The following is a 15,045-nucleotide window of genomic DNA, read 5'->3' as shown; positions in this document are numbered from 1 at the left end:
TGAAATTATTTTGTCGAAACCTTATCCGGTTAGCACACGGCGTGCTATCCGCTTATACTCTACCAAGTAGCGGCGAAACAAAAGCATACGCACAGATACAGAGCGTGAGAACAAACATCGGAAATCCTAGTCCGTCTCCACCGGCGATGACAAGCCCTGCTGTGAGAACTGCGGTTGCCACAGCGAGGAGTGCTGTACGAACTGAACGGAGATATGACCGAAGTGCGGCTTGTTCGTTCGTCATACAAATCGTCTGTTCGAAATTGATGTCACTGTTCTCCGACCCTCTGGAGTGACGCTTCTGAAATCTCCCCCCGCGTTGCGCGAACCCACAAAACAACCGCCGTGACGAGTACGGCCGTCGGGAGAAGTAAGACGACGATGAGGTCGGCACTGAGATCGAACGGTCGGGTGAGCCGAAACGCCGCTGGATATCCGCTTTCCGGTTGCCCGAACACGACCGTCGTCCAGAGATTGGTCGAGAAGTGGATGCCGACTGGGAGCGCGAGGCTGTCGGTGAGGACGTACGCGAGGCCGAAATACAGCCCCCCAACCACCGCCTGTGTCACGGCGACCGACGCTGAGAGTCCCGCCGCGCCAGCGTTCAAGTGAAGCGCTCCGAACACGAGAGCCGATACGACGACCGCGCTCCCCGTGGCAGCCGGCCTTGAGACCCTGCGAGACGTAAACCCGACAACGAGCTCACGGATCAGTACGCCTCGGAAGAGAAAGTCCTCCCACAACCCGACGATAACGAACGCAGCGGCCGTCGCTCCGATCGCGAGTCCGACGGTCACGGGGTCGTTGAAGACTCCCATTGACCACGAACCAACGATCCTCCCGCTCCCGGTAGCGAGAATCGCGGCCGTCGAAACGGCCTGAAACAGCACGCCGATTACGGCACCGCCGGCGAAGTCACCGAGCCACCGTCGACCCAGAGAGAGTCCGTACGCGGCGGGACTGGTTCCGAACAGATAGTATAAGACGAGTATCACCGCTGCTACCCCACAGAGCGTGGGAAGTTGATTTGGGAGGTTGGTCAACACGTCCGGCGTTGAGAATTGCGCGAGTACCAGCCCCACAGCAGCAAGTGTAGCGATGAACGTTACCGCTGTCACAACTACGCGCACCGCCGCCCCGCTGATCGAGACCTCAGACCCGATACGACTGACTGGCCGCAAGCGTGTACTCATCTGGGCAGACCAAGCGTTTCCTTCGGTCCTAGCAGCTCAGACTGATCGACGCCTCGATGTCGCCACCGTCGAGCGACACGGAGAGGTGCTGTGCGGAGGCGCTGAACTGCTCTCGGTGATGGCCGTCGGATGCGACGTAACACTCGCTCGTGACCAATCCGGCGTCCTGAAGCTCGTTGAGACGCCGGTAAGCCGTCGGCCGAGAAACATCAGCGGCCTGCGCGACGGCGCGCCCGCCGCGAGGCTGTTCGGAAACCGCCTCGAACACTCGCCGGGTGTATTCGTCGCCGAAGAGGTTGAGTAGCTCTTCCGTCGATAGCTCGTCGGTCGGTTCCTCAGTCTGCTCGCCGCGCGACTTGTGTCGCACTGCCATGTGATGACGATGTAACGGAACACCCTTGGTGGAATATGCTCAGCATTCAGAGTCTCCGCAGCGAGGATATCTAACTATCCAGACTCGCCTTCGTGTGAGAGCAATCGGGCGCATGTCGATCGGGCGTGACACGGCGAATTGCGACCGCTATCCGCTACTATCCTCGTGTTCGTTGTAGAATGCGTCCAACAGCTTGCGCTGGCTCGCCCGGAGATGGTGGAGCAGCGTCGATCCGGTAATGCCGAGCGACGTCGCAACCTCCTCGGCCGTACTTCCACGCGGGGACGTGAAGTAGTCCGCGAGATAGGCCGTTCGCAAGACGGTCGCCTGTCGGTCAGTAAGCCGTTCATTGAGTTCGTTTCGAAATTCTCGCGTGGTCGTCGGCGAGCGGGTTTTGTCCTGTCGTGCGAGAACGGGTGCCGGTCCGTCATCACCGAGCACGTTTGCCAGCCGACGCACGTTCGCGTCGGGAGACAGTTCAACGATCAGCTGGCTGTCATCGCCGTTAAACACCGCCGTCTGTATCGTCGCACCACGGTTGATTGCCGCAACGAGCGGGACTTCCTCACTCAGCGTCACCTGAATCCGGCCGCGCTCAGTGTCCGACTGACGGACCACACGACCGGCCTGAGCACTCGGAACCGCTTCGACGGTCTCAACGACGGTGTCCGGATCGGCACCCGTGACTGATAAGAAACACGTGAGACCAGTATCACTCGGCATTACGGTCCCCTCAAGCGCGAGTTCCGCGTCGCAGGTATCGCTCACACGCACCAGCGGGGAGTTCTCTGTGAGTCCGAACGTAACCTCGGTGAGGGTGTCGGAAAACAACAGCTTCCGATTCTGTGTCGCGTTGATCGCGTACCCGGCCAGTTCGCCGAGCGTCTCAAAGCTGGCCTGTACGTGATCGCTGAATGCGGTTTCGGTTCCCGCGTAGACACCGACGACGCCGTACACGCTGGAGCCGTAGACCAACGGCAGCGCGAACACCGATTGGACTCCGTCCGCGAACCCAGCGGCACGAACCGCGTCCGGGACTGACGGATTCTCGCTTAACGACTCTACCAACTCGGGGCGCTGTTGTTCGACTGCTCGCCGTTCGGGGGTAGCCTGTCCCTGCTTCACCGCCTCACGGAGAGCCGGGAACAGCTCTCCTTGCTCACCCCCAACACCGGTGATGACCAGCTCGTCACTGTCGACAGCGCACTCACCAGTCCATACGAACCGATACTGGTCCGATGTCCCCAGTTGGTCCCGGATTGTCTCCATGATCGCGTCTTGAGACGTAGCTCCGACCAACCCCTCAAGCACGTCGGCGATCAGAGTATCGACCATCTCGGCCCGCTCAGACTCCGAACGAAGTCGTTCGATCGTTTGCTTGTTGGTGCGTTTTTCAGTGATGTCGGTAATGTAGACAGTTGCCGCATCGTCATCAGGAACAACTGACACTGACAGCCAGCGGTCGACTTCTGGATAGTACTCTTCGAATGCTACATCAGATACCGATGTCCGTTCAAACGCCTTTGTGAGCGACCCTTCGACCGACTGGGGAAACACCTCAGCAATCGGCTCACCGTCAGGCGTGTCGGTTGTGAGGATATCGGCCGCCTGATCATTCCACGCGCGCACCATCCCGTCTCGGACGGTGATAACTCCTATCGGTGCTTCTGCGAGACGATGTTCCAACTCCATTCACGTAGGGGCCTCCTCGTTCTATCGATGTTTTCCCGTCAGCCAGTATATACGTGTCGTCCGGTTGAACCGCAGTTTACAAGCTTATATCCCGGTCACTAATATCGGTGTTGTTCTGTCGCCGTTTCAGAGTCAGCAACTCACGAAGTGGATTATACGTACAGTTGTAGAATACAGCGTATGCCCTCGAACACCCGGGGCCGTCGAATTCCTCAGGTCTGGCACGTTGTGATTCTCGGAACCATAGCTTCACTACCCGCAACTGCTGTAATAAATTGGCTTCCGAACTCTGAAGCGACCGCCGGTGGCGGAGCGATAATACTTGGGCCAATGATCGCTGGCGCGATCGCAGCTAAGCGGTCGGTAGAACCGGACGCTGTTGGGCTCCGTGCTGGCTTTCTAGGCGGTATAGTTGCGGTATCTGGATTTATGCTTACAGAAGCCACGAGCGTAGCATGGTCACTCAACACGACAGTGTTCTTCCTTATCGCCGTCGTGATGCTTCTGTGTCTCTCGCCGGTGTTCGGTCTGATTTTCGGTCGGATTGGTGGCTGGGCAGCAAGCAGTGTCGGTGGTTTCGGAGTCGACCAACCATCGTGATCAACTGATTTGCGTTGTTCGCCTGCTTTGCTTCTGGCGTTGTTGGTAAAAAGGGACTTCTCCCTCAAATACAGCTAAATAGCGGTAAACACGAGCCAATGACCCGCGTGCGCCATGATTGGCACAGTCAAATTTTTGCTCCGCTCGTAGGCACTGGCCGCAAGGACACCAAAAATGCTCGTGAGCAACATTGACACAATCCCACCCGACAAGAACAGATGCATCACACCAAACAAGAGGCCGCCGATAACCACCCGACCGGGCGATCCGATCGCCGGTTCCAGCGCATCGTGGACGACCCCCCTGTACAGGATCTCTTCCATAGGTGCCATAACTCCGAACATGATCACCAGCCCCGGCACAATGATCTCGGGGTGCTGTAAGAGTACCTGCCACGTCGCCGTGCCATCATGCGCGCCGTGGCTCAGCCCAAGTATTGGCAACAGCGGAGTCACTACTCGCACCGCCATCTCGTACCCGATCGGTATGAGTCCAATCCACGCAATTCCTTCAACTGAGGGCGTCTGAATTCGGTCCAGCGGGTTGTAGTCGTCACGCCGCCAAATATAACAAGCGGCGATGAGGCCAAATCCCGGTTGGACAATATAATTCTGTAATAACTCTCCGAATGGCTCCCATTCTGTTCTGATGGTGCCAAATAGTGGATCAACGACAATAACTGACGCAAATGCGGCGATAACTCCTAGTGCTGTAAGCACCCCCGCACTGCCCACACTCAGAAATACCCCTTTCACTCCTGTATCTGGCCTAGCAACGTTGCTCCGAGTTCCCATATACGATCTCAAACGATGTTAGCTAATGATAGCAAAGGCCGAGTTTCTGGCCGCGAAAACCCGTTCCGCTTCGAAGACTAGTTCACTAGGAGTGGTGTGGAACTACCGATTGACATCCTTCTCCGTGTAAACGCAGAGGAACCCCGACCGGTAGGAACTTCAGGTTTACAGTTCGCTCACCCCGCTTCTTATCAGGTCAGATTCACCTACCGAATCGTACGTTTCTGCTCCTGAAACACCCTATTAGCCATTATTAACCCAACCATCGTATAGAAACACATGGCGCTGGAACATCATCAGCGATCGCCTCTCCGCAAAAAAGTGTTTTACTTGATAAGTTACGCGGGTCGCTGTGATTCCAATCGAGCTAACTACTGTGCCGCTGTCACCCGAAGATCATATGAGCTCGGTATGGACAGACCGTTTCTAACGGAGGAACAGTGCCGTGGGTCGGCTACCGTCGATGAACTCTGAGCAACCACTAGTTTTCAACGGAGATAGCCGCTGGGCAGTCGCGTTCGTGGCGTTGCTCTTCGTACACAACGAGATCCACGAGATCGCGCACACGGGGGTCGGTCGTCTCATCTGTGGTGCGTGGGGCCCACGAAATTTCAACAGTTGGCAGCTCGCTTGTTCGAAAACGCCCGAGATTGTTTTAGCACCGCTCGCAGGACTCCTCTGGAGCTACGGGTTGATGTGGATCGGGTATCGGTTACTGAATCCGGCAGAGTCACCGGCCAAACGGTCCGCAGGATTTTGCCTTGTTTTCGCGACAATGCCCTTCGGTCGGCTGTATACTGTGGCGCAGTCCGGGGGTGACGAAATGGTCATCCTGCGTGGAGCCTTCCCGACTGTTGATCCAACTGTGCGCCTCGCTATCGGCCTCAGCATCGTTCTGCTGCTTATCGGTCCCCCACTATACCGAGCCGCTAGTGTGCTCTCACAGCAACGGCGGTGGATCATTTTTACCGGGATGCTTCTCCTTCCGTTTGTTCTATTCTTAATTGTCGTACTGCGAATCGCAAACCCACTGCTCGCATCTGGGTTCTTGGCTAGTGAGGGGCTACTCGGCTCACCGCTCTTTGTGAACATCTGGACCGTGTTCTGGGCGATTGTCTTACTTCTATCTTGGCGACAACTGTCCACGACACTTGTAAAAAGAGGTGTACTGCTTTCCAAAGACCAATGATCCGCAAGACGCTTCATCAAACTAGTATCGGATTGTATATTCTGTGGATAATAGCGACAACGCTGCTCATTCTCGGCCGATACACGCCGTTTCCATCGTATAAAATCGTCCACTCAGCGGTTGTAACCGGCGCAGTAGTACTTACTGTCGTAGGTACGGGGCAACTTCTTCGGAAAGGCTATCGAAAGGGCGTCTCGGGGTAGATACGCGCTCTGTATGTAGCACAGCCTCGACAAACTATCAGCGACCAAGGGGTTCAATAAATTAGCCGTCTACCGGCCCAAACAACCGGTAGCACGACCATAGCGTTATTGTTCTATAAACTTCAACTCACAGAGAAAATGGCCGAGGGCTTCACGCAACGACACCCGACAATTGGCGTGGTGGGGCCAGCGTCGGTCGAAACGACCCTCCAAGACGCGCAGGATTCGCTTGACGTGGCTGTTTCAATAGTGCCTGCCGGACGTGACGCTCCCGGCTCAGTTGAGGAGTTCGATTGTGTGGTTGCCGCGGTAACACCTGAGTCGGGCAGCGCCGACCGGACAGACGCTGACACAGCCGCGTCACTGACCGGGGTCAGCAACTGGGTGGTCCAGAACGCCACCCGTGACTCCGCCCCACCGGTGGTGTACGTCGCCCCTACAGAGGCATCAATCGCTGAGGCGCTTGAGGCCGGTGTAACGGAGTATCTCCCGTGGGAACTGCTCGCACAATCTCCGACGACCGTGCTCAAGCGAGCGGTTATCGCGACAGAGGTACAGCCGACTCCCGACTATCGGACCATCTACGACAACGTCTCTGAGCCACTCACACTTCATGACCCCGAGACGGGAGAGTTGATTCATGCGAATCAGCGGCTCTGTGAGTTGCTGAAGTATGATCGAGCGGAACTCATTTCTATGCAGGTCGGCGATTACACTGCGAGTATCGACGGGTACGATCAGGCCGCTGCCATGGAGGTTATCACCTCCGCGACGGAGAGCGGAACGGTCGGTCCAATCGAATGGCCGCTTGAGACGGCTGACGGCGAACACGTCTGGGTCGAAGCGACGCTGACGACAGTCACGATAGACGATCAGGAACTGGTGTTGGCGACCGCCACGGACGTGACCGACCGTCGACGCCAGCGTCGTCAGTTCCGCGAGATATCGACTCATATCGATGAGGTCGTCTATCTGGCACGTGCGGACCTCTCGGAGGTTCTCTTTATCAACGAGGCCTACGCGGATTTGTTCGACCAACCGGTCGAACGCCTGTATGACGACCCGATGGCCGTTCTCGACGCCGTTCATCCGGAGGACCGCGAGGCGTACCGCTCGGATCTTATCGCTATGAGCGAACACATCCGCGAGGAGGAGTCGGGTCCGTACACATTCAGTCACAGACTCCGCGTTGGCGGTGAGACACGTTGGGTTGAGGTACGCGGCTATCCGAGCCGCGGTCCAGGCGGTGCCGTCGATCGGATCGTCGGAGTCATTCGGGACGTTACCGATACGCGACGCCGCGAGCGCGAGTATGAGCAGATATTTAACGGCGTGACCACTGCGATCGCAGTTCACGACCCTGACACGGGTGAAATGGTCGACGTGAACGACAGTTACGTCGAACTGTTCGGATACGACTACGACACGATTCTTCAACAAGGAATCAATGACCTCAGTGTTCCCGAGGAGGGGTACACCGATGAGCGCGCGAGACGGCTTATCACCGACGTCGGCGAAACCGAGGAAGATGAAACAGTCGAGTGGCGAATTGAGACCGCTGAGGGCGACAACCGTCTCGTCGAAGCGAACCTCACAGTCGCGACCGTAGGTGGTCAGCGACGTGTCCTCTCGCTGATGCGTGATATTACAGAACAGAAACGCCGCGAGCGGGAGTACGAGCAGATATTCAACGGAGTCAACGACGCTATCGCCATCTTCGACCCAGAGACGCTCTCCTTCGTCAGTGTGAACGACTCGTATCACGAGCTCGTGGGGTGCGACGATCTTGAGCGTATTCGCGACCTCGGTATCGAGGGTCTCAGCGAAACTGAGGACGGGTACACAGCGGAACGCGGTAAAGAACTGATTCAGACTGTGGCCCGTTCGGGTGAACCGAAGACCATCGAGTGGAAACTCGCCCCGCCGGACGAAGAGCAGTCATGGATCGAGGTCACGTTGGCGACGGCCGAGATCGGTGGTGAACAGCGAGTTCTGTCGATCCAGCGTGATATCACGGAGCGGAAGCGCCGCGAACGAGAGTTCGAACAGATCTTCAACGGTGTGACGGACGTAATCGGAGTCTACGACCCGCAGACTGCGGAGCTACTCGATGTCAACGACACCATGTGTGAGCTCCTCGGATATGACCGTGACACAATCATCGATATGGACCCGGAAGAGGTGACGGCGACGGCACTCGGATTCGATGCGGACACAATCGGGGAGGTTGTCCGCGACGTGGCCAAATCCGGTGACCCGGCGAGAGACATCGAGTGGGCGTTGCGGACCGCCAGCGGCGATGTTGTATGGCTTGAAGTCAATGCGACCTTGACAGAGATAGGCGGCGAGCAGCGTGTGGTCACTATCGCTCGGGATGTCACCGGACGGCGCGACCGCGAGGAGCGGGTACAGGTGTTGAACCGTGTACTGAGACACAATGTACGGAATGATATGGACGCTGTCTTGGGATACACGGCTACAATTGAGGAGGCGGCAGAAGACGAGGTCGTCCGAGAATACGCCGAAAGCGTTCACGACATTGCGAACGGCCTCCTGGAACTGAGCGGTAAGGCGCGTGCCGCCAGTCAGATGCTCCAAGACAACGACGACCCAGAAAACCGCAGAGTCGGTACGGTACTGGAGTCTGCCGTCGCCGACCTCCGTGAGTCTCACGACGAAGCGACGATTCAATTGTCTTCCGCGGAGGCTCCCGCACCGGCTGATACGGCTGTCTTTCGGCTAGTTTTGAGCGAGCTCGTCGAGAACGCCGTCGAACACGGTGGGGACTCCCCGGAAGTCGAAATTAAGACGACGCCGTCTACGGCCAACGATGAGACGCGAATCACGGTGCGTGACGACGGACCCGGGATCCCCGACCGCGTACTTACTCCGTTCCGAGCTGATGGTGAGTCGCCGTTCCAGCACAATCACGGAATTGGCCTCTGGCTTGTCAACTGGGGTGTTCGGCAGCTCGGTGGCGGAATCGAGTTCGAGCGGCCCGCCGATGGCGGCACTGCCGTTCACCTTTCTTTGCCAAACGTACTGCGTTGACGGCTGTGATTGAGGTAGCAGGTCTGGCTCTGAACAGGCTCGTTCGGTCCCGTTGAAATCCTCAGTAAGTGATATGTTCTGCTTCGATTACGGTCAATACAAGTGGTATACTACTTGGACCGCAACCAGCCTAACAGGTCGTTAGTCAGCAGGCTCCTCCTGCTCCGGTATATACTCTCTGAGTTGACCGGGGACCGCAGGAAGAGTTCCATCCCGTGTCAAGGTCCGTGACCCGGTATACAGCGCAATGATCGACGCACAGAGCAGATAGAAGACGGCGTCCCCCGACAGGATGTCAAACACGGCAGGCACGTCTCCAGCAGCGTCCCCGATGCGGGGCATATTATGCGAAGCATGGGCGATCATCACGACTGGCAACGCTCCCTCAGTGTTGTTGTACAGCCATCCGAGAATGACCGACATCGCTATCACATTCAGCATATACTCCCAGAATACGGTAAAATCGCCGGTGCCAGTGAGTATCATCGGGACGTGCCAGAGGCCCCAGACGACGCCAATCACTACACTCGCGCGGAGCGCACTAAATCGCTGCTGGAGACGGGGCTGTAGGAAGCCACGCCAACCCAACTCCTCTAACGCACCAGCTAGAAACAGTGTGATGCCGAAAGTGAAGATGTAACTGCCGATCGGAGCGTACGGAACTGCTACGTCGCCACCGAGAAGCACCGCAACTATCGTCTCGGCTTCGGTCCCGAGCATCATGATGGCGATACCGATGAGATACCAGTGAATGCCAACTCGCAGGTTGCGAAGTTGTCCAAGCCAGTCTCGAACGCTTTCATCGAGTAACCAGACCGTCACTCCCGCAGTAATCATCGGAGCCCATGCATAGAGCATCACTCCCAGTGTCGGAATAGTGGATCCGAACGTCCCGTAGAGCCCCGCGAAGACGAGTCCGGAATAGAGTGTAAGCACAGCTAGGAAAGTTCCAATTGGCCGGTGAGATGCCTTTCGTCTGAGGTTGTCAACGCAATTCATTTTCTCTTACTACTATTAAATCTCGTAGTCCAACACATACTGCTGGACGCCCAAACGACGGGCAGCGAACATTGCTGAACTGGCGGTTGATGTGCGATTTTCATGGGTGAGTGACATTGTTGGTGAAAAATAAATACCGAGTGGGCGTTTCAGCTTCTGAAACGCAATATACTCGAAGTCCTAACGGGGGGTGCCCACAGCGCATATACGATGAGCAACTCTCATCGACTAGCTGTTTCTGGCGAGAATATATTTGAAGAATAGCATTTCAACAGAGCCGCTCGTTCACAGATTACACCCGACACGCGGTGGACCCCCAACTTGAGAACGCGCCGGTTTGAGGTGTTATGGCGCTGGTATTTACACCGAAATAGGCGACGTGTTCAGCGATCATCTTCAATCGAGATTCGAGCCATTGGGTCACCTCGTTCGACTCGCGATCTACATACAGCAGAACGGTACACTTCTGTTCTTGGACGGAATCACAGCGGTGTCGCAAAAGCACTCTATCGATCGATTTCACCGCTAGAAACACTCCGAACAGATTTAATTTATAATAATGTCAACGGTGATACGCTCTCCAATGATGAATCAACACACGCCCTCGTCATTCGGCTCCGTCACGCGACGTCGAGCCCTCGCAATCGGTGCTAGCGCCGCCATAGCGTCCACTGCCGGCTGCTCGACTGTGCTTAATGCGATCGGTAACCAAGTCTTCGAAGAGGTCAACCTCCTCAACCAGTTGAATCAGGAGGTCAGCGGGTCGATCGAAGTCGTGGATCCCGAGGGCGAGACGGTCCTCGATACTTCGTTCGACGTTCCTTCGACCGAGTCAGACGGTGAGAGTAATATCGTCGCCTATGCCGACGTATGGACCACCACCGGCGAGTATCAAGTTGACTTGGAGCTCGCGGATACCGTGATAGCAGGGACTTCACAGCTGAATCAGCGATTTTCGATCACTAATACTGAAGAAGAAATCGTCGCAATCTCCATTGGCTCAAGCGACGAAAGTGAACCGATCGCGCTTCGAGTTGGAGAGTCGTTCTCGGACCTCGGTCAGACAAACGAGACCGGCTAGCCGGGGCTAAGGGTTTTGCGAGTATTCGCTCGACAGCGGGTACCTAGCTCGCGTCAACTACAAATAACACAAAGCGCCCGGCTGTGTGTACCAACACTGTTACCGGGAGTCCGAGTGCGGCCGCTAGCACGGCAACTGAGAGTATTGTCGGAATGTTACCCACTGAAACCGCTAGTCCGAGCATTGCGAGGAGTCCGCCGATGAACGTTCCCGCCGCGACCGTCTCCATCGTTCGGATGCTATCATACGCTAGCGTCCGCGTACTGCGGTCCCCGACGAACGGGATACCCCGACGATCTACCTCTAAGTATGCGTAACTGAGTAGTACGACTGCCAAACCGAGTAGTAAGGCAGTACAGAGGAGAACGATGGCGGTTCCGCCAGCGAGTATCGACCCTTCTCCGCCGATCGCTGCTAATGATCCGAAGGCCAAAAGCGGGACAGCAAGTGCTGCGAGCGCTATCACCACTACGGAAATCCCGGCCCAGACGTAGAGCCCGTTCCGTGAAAGCCACGTGTACGCCCGATCTGAGTAAGCGTCGGGATGGGACGTGGCCCGCTCAATCTCCGGGTTGCGTCCACCCGTTGAGGTATCGTCTGTCATACCGGTGGATTGGTTGTCTCCCGTATACCTCCTGTTCCGTGTCTCAGACGGAGAAACACGGCCAAAATTCACGTCCCTATGTTATCTCCGTGAAACTTCCAACGGTCCTGCTGCCGCGGTCACTGTATCTGTTCCGTATCGCTCGCGCCGTAGCGACGAATGCGACAGTTTTCATCGAGATCGAACTCGACCGAGCCGTCAGCGAGACCGACTTCGACCCGTGCGGCGGCCGACACTGCTTCATCAGTACGCACGCTACTGACCTCCGTAAGACTGTGCGGCCCAATCTGGGCATCTCGCGGGCGCAGTCCGTGCGTCGCGTACAATGCCTCGACGGCGTGATGCCCGAGAATTGTCTGTGCGATCGGGATCGGATACGACAGCCAGCAGGTATCACATGCTGCGGTGGCATACGGTACGTCTTGGTGGAGATACGTCTCTGGAACGGAGTCGCGGGGAAGCGACAACCCCGCTGCTCCCCAACAGTGTGGGCAAACCCCGTTACGCAAGAGCCGGACATCACACGCGTGGTTTCGGAGCGTGGCGTCGATAACTGCGTCTAGTGGCCGGTTTTCAGTAGCTCGCGGCGGCGTCGGGTACGCCACAGCGGCGCCGTGGTCCGGACAGCCGATATACAGGTGGTGTTCTTGATACGCGGCGACGAGATTCCGGTCGCAGTGGGGACACTCGTACTCCGTCTCCTGCTCTTGGATTTCGTACTGTTTATCGCCATTTTGCGTCGTATAGCTCCCCGCCCGAATTGCAGCGACGATTTCCAAGGCGGCTATCCGGGGACGGTACCGCCCGTCCACCTTCTGAATGAAGCCGTCTTGAAGCTCAGACAGGTGGTAACTGAACCGGCTTGTGTCCTCGACGCCCACTTGCTCTCGCAACTCGGAGAACGTTGGCCACCCTGACGACCACGCCTCGTCGTAGCGATCTGCGAGAGTTAGCAGGATCCGGACCCGAGTCTCATCGGTCAACGCCGCGTACGCCGACTCACTCGCCTCACGCTCACCCGTCATTGGTGTATCACAGTGTTGTTGTTTTCGTTCGGGTATTTGATTTGTTACTGAACCAACTTAATAGTCGTCCAGATAACACTTACCACTCAGCCACCCGTTCCGTATCTATGGTCGATTTGCCCTCCACGCTAGAAGCGACCGTTCCGAATCACCTTGATGATGAGACCGGTGTCGCCAGTGCGGTGGCGTTTCTCGCTCTCACGATACCGATAACTATTGTGTTGAATTTGGCTGCCTCACTTGCTGCTGTCTCAGCCGTCGGTTCCGATGCCGGAGCGACGCTCATATTTCTCGCTGGAAGCATCGCGACTGAACTCTCATTCTTGCTCGTTGGCATCGGGTACGTTTCATTTCGCTCGTCGTTTCAGGTTCCGATTCACGTTCCAGACCGAGACACCGTCCCTGCTCTCGTCGGTGGACTGGGGATGGGTTTCGCAACCGCGTTCCTCTCGCTTGTAAGCACTGATACGGTTCTTCCGAGTGTCGAACTCTCTCCTGGATTTATGGAGTACACAAACCTCGCGGCACCGGCGGGTGTCGGCCTCGTCATCGCGGCACTCCTGTCACTTGCGTTGATCGGTCCTGTCGAGGAGTTCTTTTTCAGGGGTGTCATCCAGCAGCGGCTCCGTGCGTCGTTCTCGGCTAGAACCGCGATCGGTGCGGCCGCCCTCGTGTTTGCGCTGTTTCACGTCTACCCGGTCCTTCTCCTGTCGCCGCCGATGGCCGCAGTTGCTCACATGACGCTTTATTACTCTTTGATGGGAGGGATATTCGGGTGGGTGTTCGAACGGACGGGTACTTTCGTCGCGCCCGCCCTCGTTCATGGTATTTTTAATGCCGTGGTCTTTGTTGTGCCCCTACTCACCTGAGATCCGATGAATTCGCGCTTTGAGGCTTGAAACACTGCTCTGGGATTAACATTCGAAAGGGTACACCGTTGAGGTAGCCGCCGGTTGGAGGCGGTATTCAGCGTTTTCGAGGTGGAGCCTCCACCCTCAAGGACCGAGGCGCGTATGCGCCGAGGGAGTAGGGTGGGGCAGTTTACTAGACATCGATGGCATTAGATTCGCATTTTTCAGTAACCGGGTGTTTCAGACAGGCGATGACGTGTAATCGGTTATAAAAAGAATGTGTTCTACTCCCTACGTCAGTACCCTGGCCCCGGGGAGCGAAGTCAGGGTTGTAATGAGCTCTCAGACGCCGCCGACGCTGACCGAAGACGCGGACGAAGCCGTCGTCGAGCACATCGACATGCTCCACAACCGGATTCAGTTCCTCACCGAGGAGTTGAAGGACGCCGAGCAGACGATTCTCGAGCTACAGGACGACTCCCCGAGCGCGGACGATGACGTGGTGACAGTCAACATGTCCGACGACGCGTTCGAGTCGCGGCTTCTCCGGTACGGGCTGTTCCTCTCGCAGCGGTTCGATGAGAACCAGGACGAGGTGGAGATGCTGTTCGAGGACATCGCCGAGCGGTTCGACGAGTACGTCGAGTCGAGTAACGATGTACACAACGCGTCGCTCGCTATGCTGGCCGCCCTGCTCAAGCACGAAGAGATGACCCGGTAGCGGTCGTTTTGACTGCTCTGGTTTATTTCGCCGGCCCGGATCCACCCGTTCTGTTTTTCATTTTGTTGGTATCTGTTTCGTTCACGACGTCGCTTGGAATGGCTATATAAATCGGAGATTCAGCGCTCGCTACGTGAACGTGACCATCCGGGCACCCATACGACCAGTTACAATGTCCGTTGACAACTCAGCTGACGGGACGCCCCCCGTCGGGAACGACTTCCAGGCCGATCTCCAGCGGGTCGGCCAGACCGTTGGCACCGCCCTACAGAACCTCGACGACGATGCGGACCAGACCCGTGCGGCCCGCGCCATCACCGACCACTTCGAGGAGAACGGGATCCCCCCCGAGGAGGCGATCGTTGGCGCGTGGTTCTTCATCCTGAGCTTCACCGAGTAAGGGTCCTCTGCTCGGGCCTCCTGTCGAGGTATCGCAGTAGATTAACCGCGAGCGCTGTCTGGACGAATGATCGTGACAAACTCATTTTTGCTTCGCATAGGAACGGTTCCGTCCACGTAAAGTAGGTCAGGGATCTCCCCACGGTCGCGTTAAGTTAGAGGATGAGGCGGACGAGTTCTGAGTGTCTATGACAGATTTCGACCGCCTCAGCGAACGTACCGCGTGGATCGACTTGTCGTTTGTGGAGCGAGATCGAACTCCGCGCTGGG

At 56.9% G+C, this 15,045-nt stretch carries 13 protein-coding genes; 6 read left to right on the top strand and 7 right to left on the bottom strand.

The annotated features are described in order from the left end of the window. Positions 1-269: 269 nt before the first annotated feature. From EXE51_RS14800 to EXE51_RS14790, 3 genes are all read right to left on the bottom strand, one after another. Complete coding sequence (locus EXE51_RS14800; protein WP_080508648.1) at positions 270-1,193, bottom strand: CPBP family intramembrane glutamic endopeptidase; 924 nt, start codon at positions 1,191-1,193, stop codon at positions 270-272. Positions 1,194-1,221: 28 nt separating this feature from the next. Then, a complete protein-coding gene (locus tag EXE51_RS14795) occupies positions 1,222-1,566 on the bottom strand; it encodes a winged helix-turn-helix domain-containing protein (protein WP_049933035.1) in 345 nt (114 codons plus the stop codon). A gap of 147 nt (positions 1,567-1,713) precedes the next feature. Further along, a complete protein-coding gene (locus tag EXE51_RS14790) occupies positions 1,714-3,258 on the bottom strand; it encodes a bacterio-opsin activator domain-containing protein (RefSeq protein ID WP_049933034.1) in 1,545 nt (514 codons plus the stop codon). A 180-nt stretch (positions 3,259-3,438) separates the two neighbouring features. Between EXE51_RS14790 and EXE51_RS14785 the strand changes: the two genes are divergently transcribed. Next, positions 3,439-3,858, top strand: a complete 420-nt coding sequence (locus EXE51_RS14785) for a DUF5518 domain-containing protein (RefSeq protein ID WP_094579924.1) — start codon at positions 3,439-3,441, stop codon at positions 3,856-3,858. 74 nt (positions 3,859-3,932) lie between these two features. Here the strand turns inward: EXE51_RS14785 and EXE51_RS14780 are convergent, their stop codons facing one another. Then, positions 3,933-4,592 (bottom strand): CPBP family intramembrane glutamic endopeptidase, encoded by a 660-nt coding sequence (locus EXE51_RS14780; protein ID WP_241990642.1) that lies wholly within the window; start codon positions 4,590-4,592, stop codon positions 3,933-3,935. A 1,590-nt stretch (positions 4,593-6,182) separates the two neighbouring features. Between EXE51_RS14780 and EXE51_RS14770 the strand changes: the two genes are divergently transcribed. Then, on the top strand, positions 6,183-9,095 hold the full coding sequence (locus EXE51_RS14770; RefSeq protein WP_137692944.1) for a PAS domain S-box protein: 2,913 nt from the start codon (positions 6,183-6,185) through the stop codon (positions 9,093-9,095). A gap of 141 nt (positions 9,096-9,236) precedes the next feature. Here the strand turns inward: EXE51_RS14770 and EXE51_RS14765 are convergent, their stop codons facing one another. Beyond that, positions 9,237-10,031 carry a CPBP family intramembrane glutamic endopeptidase gene (locus tag EXE51_RS14765; protein WP_158413899.1) on the bottom strand — a complete coding sequence of 265 codons (795 nt, stop codon included), beginning with the start codon at positions 10,029-10,031 and terminating at the stop codon, positions 9,237-9,239. A 646-nt stretch (positions 10,032-10,677) separates the two neighbouring features. Here EXE51_RS14765 and EXE51_RS14760 point away from each other — a divergent pair. After that, entirely contained in the window at positions 10,678-11,175 is a 498-nt protein-coding gene (locus EXE51_RS14760; RefSeq protein ID WP_241990641.1) for a hypothetical protein, read from the top strand. A gap of 43 nt (positions 11,176-11,218) precedes the next feature. Here EXE51_RS14760 and EXE51_RS14755 read toward each other — a convergent pair whose 3' ends face one another. Both EXE51_RS14755 and EXE51_RS14750 read right to left on the bottom strand, forming a co-directional pair. Further along, entirely contained in the window at positions 11,219-11,779 is a 561-nt protein-coding gene (locus tag EXE51_RS14755; RefSeq protein ID WP_137692942.1) for a hypothetical protein, read from the bottom strand. Positions 11,780-11,898: 119 nt separating this feature from the next. Continuing rightward, positions 11,899-12,804: a winged helix-turn-helix domain-containing protein gene (locus EXE51_RS14750; protein ID WP_094494263.1), complete on the bottom strand. Its 906-nt coding sequence runs from the start codon at positions 12,802-12,804 to the stop codon at positions 11,899-11,901. Positions 12,805-12,911: 107 nt separating this feature from the next. On the opposite strand from EXE51_RS14750, the gene EXE51_RS14745 reads away from it, so the two are divergent. The 3 genes from EXE51_RS14745 (at position 12,912) to EXE51_RS14735 (ending at position 14,776) form a co-directional block, all read left to right on the top strand. Further along, positions 12,912-13,673 carry a CPBP family intramembrane glutamic endopeptidase gene (locus EXE51_RS14745; RefSeq protein ID WP_094494264.1) on the top strand — a complete coding sequence of 254 codons (762 nt, stop codon included), beginning with the start codon at positions 12,912-12,914 and terminating at the stop codon, positions 13,671-13,673. 316 nt (positions 13,674-13,989) lie between these two features. Beyond that, complete coding sequence (locus EXE51_RS14740) at positions 13,990-14,376, top strand: hypothetical protein (protein ID WP_094494265.1); 387 nt, start codon at positions 13,990-13,992, stop codon at positions 14,374-14,376. Positions 14,377-14,548: 172 nt separating this feature from the next. Continuing rightward, complete coding sequence (locus tag EXE51_RS14735) at positions 14,549-14,776, top strand: hypothetical protein (RefSeq protein WP_094494266.1); 228 nt, start codon at positions 14,549-14,551, stop codon at positions 14,774-14,776. Positions 14,777-15,045 lie beyond the last annotated feature (269 nt).

This window comes from Halorubrum sp. CGM5_25_10-8B, from assembly GCF_005435095.1.
Classification (GTDB): domain Archaea; phylum Halobacteriota; class Halobacteria; order Halobacteriales; family Haloferacaceae; genus Halorubrum; species Halorubrum ezzemoulense.
This window is presented reverse-complemented; position numbering and strand designations above follow the sequence as displayed.

What these genes read in the sequence shown, in the direction of transcription:
- EXE51_RS14800 (WP_080508648.1), bottom strand. Translation starts at nt 1,193, where the DNA reads ATGAGTACACGCTTGCGGCCAGTCAGTCGTATCGGGTCTGAGGTCTCG.
- EXE51_RS14795 (WP_049933035.1), bottom strand. Translation starts at nt 1,566, where the DNA reads ATGGCAGTGCGACACAAGTCGCGCGGCGAGCAGACTGAGGAACCGACC.
- EXE51_RS14790 (WP_049933034.1), bottom strand. Translation starts at nt 3,258, where the DNA reads ATGGAGTTGGAACATCGTCTCGCAGAAGCACCGATAGGAGTTATCACC.
- EXE51_RS14785 (WP_094579924.1), top strand. Translation starts at nt 3,439, where the DNA reads ATGCCCTCGAACACCCGGGGCCGTCGAATTCCTCAGGTCTGGCACGTT.
- EXE51_RS14770 (WP_137692944.1), top strand. Translation starts at nt 6,183, where the DNA reads ATGGCCGAGGGCTTCACGCAACGACACCCGACAATTGGCGTGGTGGGG.
- EXE51_RS14760 (WP_241990641.1), top strand. Translation starts at nt 10,678, where the DNA reads ATGATGAATCAACACACGCCCTCGTCATTCGGCTCCGTCACGCGACGT.
- EXE51_RS14755 (WP_137692942.1), bottom strand. Translation starts at nt 11,779, where the DNA reads ATGACAGACGATACCTCAACGGGTGGACGCAACCCGGAGATTGAGCGG.
- EXE51_RS14750 (WP_094494263.1), bottom strand. Translation starts at nt 12,804, where the DNA reads ATGACGGGTGAGCGTGAGGCGAGTGAGTCGGCGTACGCGGCGTTGACC.
- EXE51_RS14745 (WP_094494264.1), top strand. Translation starts at nt 12,912, where the DNA reads ATGGTCGATTTGCCCTCCACGCTAGAAGCGACCGTTCCGAATCACCTT.
- EXE51_RS14740 (WP_094494265.1), top strand. Translation starts at nt 13,990, where the DNA reads ATGAGCTCTCAGACGCCGCCGACGCTGACCGAAGACGCGGACGAAGCC.
- EXE51_RS14735 (WP_094494266.1), top strand. Translation starts at nt 14,549, where the DNA reads ATGTCCGTTGACAACTCAGCTGACGGGACGCCCCCCGTCGGGAACGAC.